A 10,103-nucleotide genomic window follows, 5' to 3' on the forward strand; every position below is an offset into this window, starting at 1 on the left:
TTTTACAAGATTTATTGGGCCTAATCGACAATCAGAGATGCTGATATCTATATCTGATCATTTATCTCCAACCAAAGGTGTGCCATCCCGCTTGTGCTCACACTTCTTGGCCGAACAGCAATATAATTAGTAGGCAGGCAATTAATCGTTAATTGTCGTTACGCCGCAACCCATCCCCCGAAAGTTCCCTCGCAGAAGCGCCCGCGTCGCCGCAATTTTCTGCTAAGATAGCCCTTGGATAGATTTACGATATTTAGCTTGCAATGGGGAGCGTTGAACTATGACACTCGGTGTGGTTGTGTTGGCTGCTGGTCAAGGGACGCGCATGCGTTCGAGCTTACCGAAAGTTTTACATCCTGTTGCCGGATTGCCATTAGTTGAGCATGTGACCCGTCTGGCCGATGCGGTTGGCGCACAGCAGATTGTATTGGTCGTGAGCGAAGATACTTTAGCCCCAATTAGTGCCGCGTTTGGCCATCGCTATCGCTATGTGGTGCAACATGAGCGGCTTGGCACAGGCCATGCGGTGGCGCAAGCTCGCGCCGAACTCGAAGGCAAAGTCGATGAAGTGCTGGTGTTGTATGGCGCTGATCCATTGATGCGCCATGAATCGCTGCTCGAATTATTGGCAGTGCGCCGCACCACCAACGCCAAAGCCGCGATCGTCAGCTTTCAAGCCAATCCACCAACTGGTTATGGCCGAATTGTGCGCGACGAAACAGGCGCAGTTCAGGCGATTGTTGAAGAACGCAACGCCACCCCCGAACAACGCCGAATTACAGAGGTGAACCAAGGTGTGGCGCTCTACGATGGCGCTTGGCTCTGGAATGCCCTCGATCAGATACAGCCCAATAGCCTAAATGGCGAATATTATTTGACCGATTTGGTCGAGATTGCGCTGCACGAGCATGGCCTTGGCGCAGTAGCTGCTATTCAGTTACGCGACCCCGATGAAGCCTTGGGGGTAAATGATCGAATTCAGTTGGCCCAAGTTGGGGCAATTTTGAATGCGCGAAAAATTCGGGCCTTGATGTTGGCCGGAGTGACCGTGGTTGATCCTGCCACGACCTTTGTTGATCACGATGTGCAGGTTGGTATGGATACGACCTTGCTGCCTGGCACGATCCTCAAAGGCCGCACCACAATTGGGGCAAATTGTATGATCGGCCCCAACAGCTTAATTGAAGATTCGCAGATTGGTGACCATTGCAAAATTAGCTATTCAGTCGTTGAGCAAGCGCAGATGGATCTCGGAGCCAACATCGGGCCATATGGGCATCTGCGCCGCGGTGCACACCTGATGGAGCATGTTCATATGGGCAACTTCGGCGAGGTGAAAAACGCGACCCTTGGCGCTGGCACAAAAATGGGCCATTTTTCCTATGTTGGCGATGCCACAATCGGCGAAAATGTAAATATTGGTGCTGGCACGATTACTTGCAATTTTACTGCTGATGGCAAAAAGCATCGCACCGAAATTGGCGCGAATGCCTTTATTGGCTCCGATTCGTTGTTGCGTGCGCCAGTTAAAATTGGCGCAGGTGCAATTACCGGAGCCGGTTCAGTTGTGACCAAAGATATACCTGATGGCGGCGTGGCCGTGGGTATGCCAGCCCGCGTCATTCGCCACCGCAAGCTTGAGCAGAGTGAGAACGAGTAGGCAACGGATTTTTCATTGACCAATTACTAACTTGGGGGGCATCGAATGGACGGGCGATTGCAGATTTTTACGGGTAATGCCAACATCCCGTTAGCTCGCAGTATCGCATCGCATCTGAATTTGAATTTAGGTCGGGCTATTGTCGGCGTTTTCAAGAATGGCGAAACTCGCGTGCAGCTTGAAGAAAACGTGCGTGGCTCCGATGTATTTATCGTGCAATCCTTAACTACGCCAGTTGATCATCATCTCATGGAGTTGTTGTTGATGATCGATGCCCTACGCCGAGCTTCGGCTCAACGGGTAACAGCGGTGATTCCTTACTATGGCTATGCCAAGCAAGAGAAGAAAACCACTGGGCGCGAGCCAATCTCAGCCAAATTGGTCGCCAATTTGATCGCGACCGCCGGAGCTGATCGAGTGCTGACTATGGATTTGCATGCGCCAGCAATCGAGGGCTTTTTCGATATTCCCGTTGATCACTTGCAAGCTGGGCCACTAATCGCCGACCACTTTCGCAGCCGCAACATGAAAAATGTGGTAGTGGTTTCGCCCGATGCTGGCGGTGTGGGTCGCGCTAATAAATTTCGCGAACGGATTGGTGCAAGTTTGGCGATTATTGCCAAGCAACGCCCAGCGCCCGATGTTTCCGAAGTGGTCGAAATGGTCGGTGATGTTGCTGGCAAGCACGCGGTAATCTTCGACGACATGATTTCAACTGGGGGAACCTTGGCCGAAGCCGCCAAAACCCTCAAAGAACGCGGCGCAATTAGCGTGGTGGCCTGTGCCACTCACGGCATCTTTGCTGGCAATGCGGTCGAATTGCTGGGCGATTCGGTGATGGAAGAAGTGCTGGTTACCGACACGATTCCTTTGCCTGCTGAAGCTAGCGCCGCACGGATTGCCCAAATTTCGGTGGCCTCGTTGTTTGCAGAAGCCATTATTCGGATTCACAAAGATCTTTCCTTGAGCGCATTATTCAGCTAAAATCAACGTACAGATAAACTTAATCAAGCGCTGCTAGCTTTATTTCTAGCAGCGCTTTTTTTGTTTGGCGGAGCAAAACTTGCCCTCCTGATGAGATGCGTTAGAATAGCCCTGACCTTAAAGGAGTTTCGCGCATGGGTTACACCATCCTTAGCATTGCCTCAACCTCGTTTTTTGCAGATTACGGCGCACACGTGCGGATTTGGGAAGAAACTCGCGCCCTGCAAAAATTGGGTCATCGCATTGTTATTGCAACCTATCATAATGGCGATAATATGCCAGGCTTTGAAATTCGCCGCTCATGGGACGTGCCATGGGTTAAGCGCACGATGGTCGGGGCTTCGCATCATAAAATGTATTTGGATGTGGCACTTTCGTGGCGAGCTTTACGGGTTGCCATGGAAATCAAGCCCGATTTAATCCATGCCCATATTCACGAATCGGCTTTGATTGGCAGTGTGCTTTCGCGCATGTTCAAGATTCCGCTGGTGTTCGATTATCAAGGCAGCCTCACTGCCGAAATGCTTGATCATGGCTTTCTTAAACGCGATGGCATGTTTTATAAGCCATTCCACTGGCTCGAAGATAAAATTAATCGCACTGCCGACGCTGTTTTGACCAGCTCCTTCAACGCTGCCAATATGCTCCGCGATGATTGGAAGTTTCCGGCGGAGCGGCTTTACACTGTGCCAGATAGCGTTAACACCGATCGCTTCAAGCCCTTCGATGGCTCGGCAGAGTGGCATGCTGAGCGTGAACGCATTCGTAGCGAGCTAGGAATTCCGGCAGGCCGCAAGATCGTGGCCTATTTAGGCTTGCTGGCAGCCTATCAAGGCACGAATGTCTTGCTTGAAGCCGCCCAAATTATTCGCCAACAACGCGATGATGTGCATTTCTTGATTATGGGCTACCCCGATGTGCGTTCGTATTTGGCCTTGGCTGAATCGCTGGGCGTTGCTGATATTGTGACCATGCCAGGCCGCATTTTATACAAAGATGCCCATGCCTACTTGGCCTTAGGTGATGTGGCGGTTGCTCCCAAAATGTCGGCAACCGAAGGCGCTGGCAAAATCCCCAATTATATGGCAGTTGGCTTGCCTGTGATCACGTTTGATACGCCAGTTAGCCATGAAATTTTGGGCGATGCTGGGGTGTATGCCAAGTTTGGCGATGCTCAATCGCTAGCCGACGAAATTCTAGGTTTGATCGATAACCCTGAGCGACGGCATAATTTGGCGCAAACGGTGCGCACTCGGGCAGTCAACGAACATTCTTGGGAACTCGCCGCCCGCCAGATCGAAGCAATTTATGAGCGGGTGTTGGCCAAACGGGCAGGCAATCCGCTACCCGAATTTCCAACGAGCTTGCAACGCGAACAAGGTTCATAATAATACCCTCACCTCCAATCCCCTACAAGGATAAGTTTTATCGTTCCCTCACCCCCGACCCCTCTCCCACGCCATGCGGGAGAGGGGGGCTAAACTTTCATGATGAGCTGGTTCCCCCTCGCTCGCTCGGCGGGAGAGGGGGCTAGGGGGTGAGGGCATGAACAGCGACGGCGAACCCCACCCAACGCTTGTTAAAAACCTACCCTTGAAAGGCGGGGGCTAGGGGGTGAGGGCAGCTAATTAACTCGTGCCAGAAAATCTAAAGTTATGCGATACAACTCATCAAGCTCTGGTGAAGGTTCGACCGCCCGCAGATAATGCGACATGCCATCGAAAAAATAACTTTCAACCTCAACGCCCAAGCCCCGCCATTGCTCAGCCAAAAATTCTGATTGGCTGGCGGGCACAACTTCATCATTCCGACTGTGCATCAACAAAATTGGCGGCAAATCAGCGCGAGGGTGTAATTGAGCCGAATAGCTGGCATAGCGCTGAATCTCCTCGTCGGGATAACCTAGGGCAATCAGGGCTTGATCAAGCCCAAACGGCGGCATGAATGTTCCGGCCACAAAGCTCTCGCGCATGGCAAACAAATCGCTAATTGGCCCCAACAATACCACCCCCGTAAAACCTACATCGTCTTGCAACAGGCGCAAAACGTGCAGGCTGCTATAACTGCCTGCCATAATCGCAATGTGGCTGCCATCAACTCCCACGAACGAGCCACCCCGCGCCAACGCCAACAAGCGCTTGAGATCGGCAATATCAGTTTCGAGGTCGAGGCTGTAGGCTGGACCAACCGCCAACACGCTATAACCGCGCTCGGCCAAGGGAATGCTCACGCTCTCCCATTCGTTGGCAGGGCCAGGGTAGACCGCCAACATCAACGGCAACGGTTGCGTGGCGGTAATTGGTCGATAGAGCAGGGTCAATTGCTGCTCGCCGTTATCGCTCCAAACTTGCACCTGCTGGCGCAATGCTTGGGTAGGGTAGGGCGTAGTTCGGCTAACTACATTGCTTGGGCCAAGCACGAGTTTTTCGACTGGGGCATAACTTGGGGCAATTGCCGGCAAAAGTTGTGCATGCTGCTCAGTTTGGGCTTGCTGCACATCAACATCGATCAAATCATCGCGATAACTCGGCGCAGTCACCAATAAGCGATATTGGTTAGCTGGCACATTGCCAAGCCGATAACAGCCTTGACGATCGCTGATAGCTCGATGTAATCTGCCGTTGCGTTCGCTGACAGCCACAATTGCCCCAACGATTGGTTGCTGCTGCGCATTGGTAATACACCCAACGATGCTGCGATCAGCGATTGGCTGGCTTGGCATTTGGCTGTCGGTTCGCCATTGGTCGAATTGATAACGCAGCGTATTGCGAATCGGCCAGATCGTCACGTTATCAGTGGTGAGCAGCCAGACCAAACCAATTGCCAAAAGGCCAACCATAATTCCTAGAATGTTGCGCCAAGAACGCTTGAACCATTGCATAACGTGCTCCTTTTGCAATTGAGTATGGCTTAATATTGCTGTTCCAACCAGTTTGGATGCTGGCAATTACTGTACAACATAGCTGTTAAGTGCTGCATATGGCTTGGCAAGCGCCAAAAGTAACGCATAATAGCACTATTCAGCGCACGAAATCTAGCTAGGCCAAGGGAGAAAAGTCGATGGTCGAGGCACATTTATTTGGGTTTGGCGGAGCACTCTGGTTAGCCTTGTTTATTGCCACCCGTACACCCCAACGCTCGCTGCTGTTTTGGGCCAGCATTATCAGTCTATTTGGCTTGATGGGCTTTTTTGGCTCAGGTGTGCTCGGCGGCGAAGGGCTGAATCTTGAGCAACTGGTCAGTTTAGAACGCGGGTTTTGGTGGAGTTCGGTACTGCCAATTACGACTTGGCTGATCGTATGTAGTTTGATTCACCAAACCTTGCAACCAAGTATTGCCACGATCGTCAAGCCCGAACGCTGGGTCGTCGGCGTTATTGGATTAATCCTCATTGGCTTGGGCAGTTCCAGCAATTGGTTGATGAATTATGCCGAGCCAGTGCTGCTTGCTAGTGGTAGTCAAATTATCGGCACAGGCCCAGCCTACCCAATCTATAGTGCCTATGTGATGGGCTGTGTCAGCGTGGCGCTTTGGCATTTGGTGGCAAGTTGGCGCATTGCCGAAACAGGTATGGCGCGGCGCAGTTTAGCTAGTTTGGTGTTGGGGGCTTTAGGGTTCTTAATTGGCACAAGTAGTTTGTTGGCTCGCTTAATCAGCACGGGTACATGGCCACTTTTCTATGGGTATATGCCGATTTTTGCTGGCTTGTTGATTACGGGTTTTGGGTTGGTGCGATTTGGCTTATTGCTCCAAGGCCAGAATGTGCTGCGCGATTTGATTTATAGTTTTTGCGAAATTAGCATCCTCGCCTTGATTTATTTAATTAGTGTGAATATTTTAGATCTGCTGCGGCCTAGCCAATTGGCCTTGCTTTTGGCGTGTGTGATCATCAGCCACACAGGGTTGGATCGTGGGCGACGTTGGCTTGATCGTTTGTTCTTTTCGCGAGCTGAACAAGAGGCTCGTAGCCAATCGCGCGAATTTGCGCTTGCCTTGGCCTCAACTCCTACGCCAACCCCCGCTCCAGTAATTGTTGATGCGAAGCCCGATAAAGCCTGGAACGATGCAGTGCGGCGAGCGATCAGCGGCTTGAAAAATCCAGTTCAATTAGCCCAAAATCCCTTGCTAAGCAGCGCTTTGGTTAGCCATAGCGTGCAGAGTAAAGCGCTAGAGGATAATCGGCTGAATCGCAGTGCAATTGCCCGCGAAATATTATTGCAAGCAATCGAGCAACTGCGGCCTGATGCCAGCCAAGCCTTAGGCAGTGGCGATGCTTGGCGTTGGTATAATGTGCTGTATCTGCCCTATGTGCGCGAAATCAACCGCAAAACTGCGATCGATTGGCTACGGCGCGGCCTCAGTGACCCATTAATTGATGCGAGTGTGTTAAGTTGGCTAGCTGATATTGATGAAGATACCTTTTATAAGTGGCAGCGCCGCGCCTCAGATTTGATCGCGGCTCAATTGTGGGAGCAACAGTTGAAGTTGGTGCAACCAGTTATTGCGTAAACGCAATGAATTAATCAGTATTTTCTCGCCTCACGTGGGGAGCGAGGCGAGAAAATGTGCTAAAAATCGATCTGCTCTTGCTTGTTTTGTTGTGCATCGAGCAGTTGTTGATAGAGCGTCGTATGCAATTGAGCGATGGTTTCCCAGCGAAATGAGCAGGCGATGCGCTGGCCTGCTTGGCTCAATTGTTGGCGTAATTCGGGGTTGGCGGCGATTTGCTCAACTGCCAAAGCCAAATTAATGGCATCATCTGGCTCGACTAATAGCACATCACGTTCATGGCGCAGTGAAGGATCGATTGGCACATGCGGCGGGGTGGTGATTGTGGGCACGCCATGGGCTAGCATCGCCAACAAACTACCCCGACGATACGATGCACCATCGCTAAATGGCAGGGCCGCGCAATCGAGCGCTTGCATGGTACGGGAAACCTCGCTGGCACTCAGGTAGCCCGTCCAATGGATACGCTGATCAAGCCCGAGACGGCTAATTGTGGCGCGTAATTGTTCGGCATAGGTTTCATCTTCGGGCGTGCCTGTGCCGCCGCCGATAATCACGAGGCGGGTAGTTGCTGGCAAATATTGCAACGATTCAACGATGGTGTGCACGCCTTTGGTGCTGTTGAGCAAGCCAAAATAGCCCAATAACAGCGTTTCGGAGTTGGCTCCCAACTGCTGGCGTAGCTGCTGGCGGTCGGCTAATGGCGCAACCTCGATATTCGCGCCAATTGGAATTAAGTGGGCTGGTGGCTCCAATGGCTGGGTCAGGGTATAAATATCGGGATTGCTGCTGGGTGCATCGCCAGCCAAGCGCGATTCATCCTCGGCATTGGTAACCACCACGGCATGAGCATTTTCGATTAGCAAACGGGTAACATAGCGGCGCAACGGCGCAACTTTGGGAGCCAAATAGGGCATACGCAAATCGTGCAGGGTTACCACACTTGGCACCGAGAGCGCCGCAGGTAGCAAATTGACCGCAGGCTTCATTTCGTATGCGCCAGTTTGATATTGAATATGCACAATATCGGCCTCGAATTGCTTGGCAGCGTTGCGCACATCCTGATGCAGCTTACGGCCCCAGCCGCGCACCCTGCGCCAAACCAGCCATGGCTCGCTTTGTTCAGCACCTTCGCCAGCAGTGAGTACACAAACCTGACAGTCGAGCGCGGTTAAGGCTTCGGCTAATTTGGCAGTGTAATCGCCAACGCCCCCAGGTTGGGGCAAATATTCGGCTGTTAGCAACAATATTCGCATCATGTATTCTCGGTGGCTAGCAGCAAGGCCGCAGCCCAACCTTTACTCCTTGGTTAGCAGATTGCTGGGCTAGACCCCGCAGCGCTGATTGCCCAGCTATTTCACTCGTCCCAGTAATTGTTTGGTTAATGCATGCAACTCGGCAATTGGCTCGGCCTCGCCTTGTAAATCGGCTAGGGCGGCTAAGGCTTGCTCGTGATAGAACTTGGCCACGCCCGCAGTATAGCCTTGTGAGCCAGTGCGCTCTAAAATTGTCAGCACAATTTGAATATCGCTGGCCTCAAGCGGCTCTTTTTGATAAATCGCCGCCAGCTTGCCGCCATCCTCAGCATCGGCGTGAGCTAGGGCATGGATAATTGGCAGGCTTTTTTTGCGGCCCCAAATATCGTGAGCATCGGGCTTGCCAGTGACGGCTTCTGCGCCCCAAATGCCGAGCATATCATCTTCAATTTGGAAGGCCAAGCCCAAGGCTTCACCCCAATTATACAGGGCGGCGGCTTGTTCGCGGTTGGCATTGCCCAAAATTGCCCCCAAACCAGCAGCAGCGGCAATTAATGCTGCCGTTTTGCGGCTGATCATCGCCAAATAATCGCCTTCGCTGATGTCGAGGCGCTGCTCAAACGACATATCGAGATACTGGCCTTCGCATAAACGAATAATGGTTTGATTAAAGCGCCGTGCAATTTCGACCACGACCGATGATTCGACCCCAACTTCTGCCAAACGAAATAATGAAAGCTGGGCAAGCGTAAACATACCATCGCCAACATTGATCGCTTGTGGAACTTCCCACAATTTCCACACGGTTTCGCGGCCACGGCGAGTTGGGCTGTGATCTTCAATATCATCGTGGATAAGCGAAAAATCATGGAGCAGCTGAATTGCGGCGGCTAAAGGCTCAGCCTGTTGGGGATCGCCGCCAACCGCAGCGCAGGCGAGCAAACAAAAGCGCGGACGCAGTAACTTGCCACTATCGGCTTGGGTTGGCTCAAGCTGAGCATTACGCCAGCCCAAATGATATTCCTGCATTTCATAAAACATGGTTACACGAGCATCGGCAGGTGGGAAGGCACTCTGCATTGCTTGGCGAATCGATTCGTCAGAAATGTGTTTCATAGTAACCTCGTACTACGTAATGTCTTTGTAATCTTCGGCTCTAGTACCATTTCTTGCAAGGGCGTACACTCAAGACAGCTAAGAACAACCCGTTGCACCAGATCTCAATCAAAGTAAGGAGCCGATAATGAGTTTGAAAATGCGCTTTCGTTTCAGCCCAACCCAAGATGGTTTAGTAAAAGTCCTTGGCCCGTTGGAAACCGAAATTATGGAATTGTTATGGAAAGAAAATCAAGGCACGGTTAAGCAAATTCATCGTTCGTTGCAACATCGCCGCGATATTGCCTACACGACTGTGATGACCACAATGAGCCGTTTGGCTGAAAAAGGTATTTTGCACCGCACCCGCGATGGGTTGGCCTATGTTTATAGCCCTGAACTAAGCCAAGATGAATTTGTGCAAATGGTTGTGCAACAAGTGCTCGATGGCTTGCTCGATGATTATCCCGATTTGACTCTGAACTATGTGGTTGATTATTTGGCTCGTAACGATCCAACCCAACTCAAGCAACTCAGCCGCGATGCCCAAAATCGCTATGCCCGCGTCTAAGTTCTCTCACCCCAACCCCTCTCCCACT

The 10,103-nt window shown here is 51.6% G+C and carries 8 protein-coding genes; 5 read left to right on the forward strand and 3 right to left on the reverse strand.

Annotated features, from left to right (window positions below; genetic code table 11):
* The first annotated feature begins 280 nt into the window (after window positions 1-280).
* The 3 genes from glmU to DEF47_RS14095 all read left to right on the forward strand — a co-directional run bounded on the left by glmU (window position 281) and on the right by DEF47_RS14095 (window position 4,032).
* Window positions 281-1,660 (forward strand): bifunctional UDP-N-acetylglucosamine diphosphorylase/glucosamine-1-phosphate N-acetyltransferase GlmU, encoded by a 1,380-nt coding sequence (gene glmU, locus DEF47_RS14085; RefSeq protein WP_012192011.1) that lies wholly within the window; start codon window positions 281-283, stop codon window positions 1,658-1,660.
* A 45-nt stretch (window positions 1,661-1,705) separates the two neighbouring features.
* Window positions 1,706-2,644, forward strand: coding sequence for a ribose-phosphate diphosphokinase (locus tag DEF47_RS14090; protein WP_012192012.1), 939 nt, complete (start codon window positions 1,706-1,708; stop codon window positions 2,642-2,644).
* A gap of 134 nt (window positions 2,645-2,778) precedes the next feature.
* Entirely contained in the window at window positions 2,779-4,032 is a 1,254-nt protein-coding gene (locus tag DEF47_RS14095) for a glycosyltransferase family 4 protein (RefSeq protein ID WP_012192013.1), read from the forward strand.
* 236 nt (window positions 4,033-4,268) lie between these two features.
* On the opposite strand, the gene DEF47_RS14100 is transcribed toward DEF47_RS14095, so the two are convergent.
* Complete coding sequence (locus DEF47_RS14100; RefSeq protein ID WP_012192014.1) at window positions 4,269-5,525, reverse strand: carboxypeptidase regulatory-like domain-containing protein; 1,257 nt, start codon at window positions 5,523-5,525, stop codon at window positions 4,269-4,271.
* 179 nt (window positions 5,526-5,704) lie between these two features.
* On the opposite strand from DEF47_RS14100, the gene DEF47_RS14105 reads away from it, so the two are divergent.
* Complete coding sequence (locus tag DEF47_RS14105) at window positions 5,705-7,153, forward strand: hypothetical protein (protein ID WP_012192015.1); 1,449 nt, start codon at window positions 5,705-5,707, stop codon at window positions 7,151-7,153.
* 59 nt (window positions 7,154-7,212) lie between these two features.
* Here DEF47_RS14105 and DEF47_RS14110 read toward each other — a convergent pair whose 3' ends face one another.
* Both DEF47_RS14110 and DEF47_RS14115 read right to left on the reverse strand, forming a co-directional pair.
* The gene (locus DEF47_RS14110; RefSeq protein ID WP_012192016.1) at window positions 7,213-8,412 is read right to left on the reverse strand and encodes a glycosyltransferase; all 1,200 of its coding nucleotides are present in this window, start codon (window positions 8,410-8,412) and stop codon (window positions 7,213-7,215) included.
* A 93-nt stretch (window positions 8,413-8,505) separates the two neighbouring features.
* The gene (locus DEF47_RS14115; protein ID WP_012192017.1) at window positions 8,506-9,525 is read right to left on the reverse strand and encodes a polyprenyl synthetase family protein; all 1,020 of its coding nucleotides are present in this window, start codon (window positions 9,523-9,525) and stop codon (window positions 8,506-8,508) included.
* A 127-nt stretch (window positions 9,526-9,652) separates the two neighbouring features.
* Between DEF47_RS14115 and DEF47_RS14120 the strand changes: the two genes are divergently transcribed.
* Window positions 9,653-10,075: a BlaI/MecI/CopY family transcriptional regulator gene (locus DEF47_RS14120; protein ID WP_012192018.1), complete on the forward strand. Its 423-nt coding sequence runs from the start codon at window positions 9,653-9,655 to the stop codon at window positions 10,073-10,075.
* The last annotated feature ends 28 nt before the right edge of the window (window positions 10,076-10,103 follow it).

It is taken from the genome of Herpetosiphon sp. (assembly GCF_003512625.1).
GTDB classification, from domain to species: Bacteria; Chloroflexota; Chloroflexia; order Chloroflexales; family Herpetosiphonaceae; genus Herpetosiphon; species Herpetosiphon aurantiacus.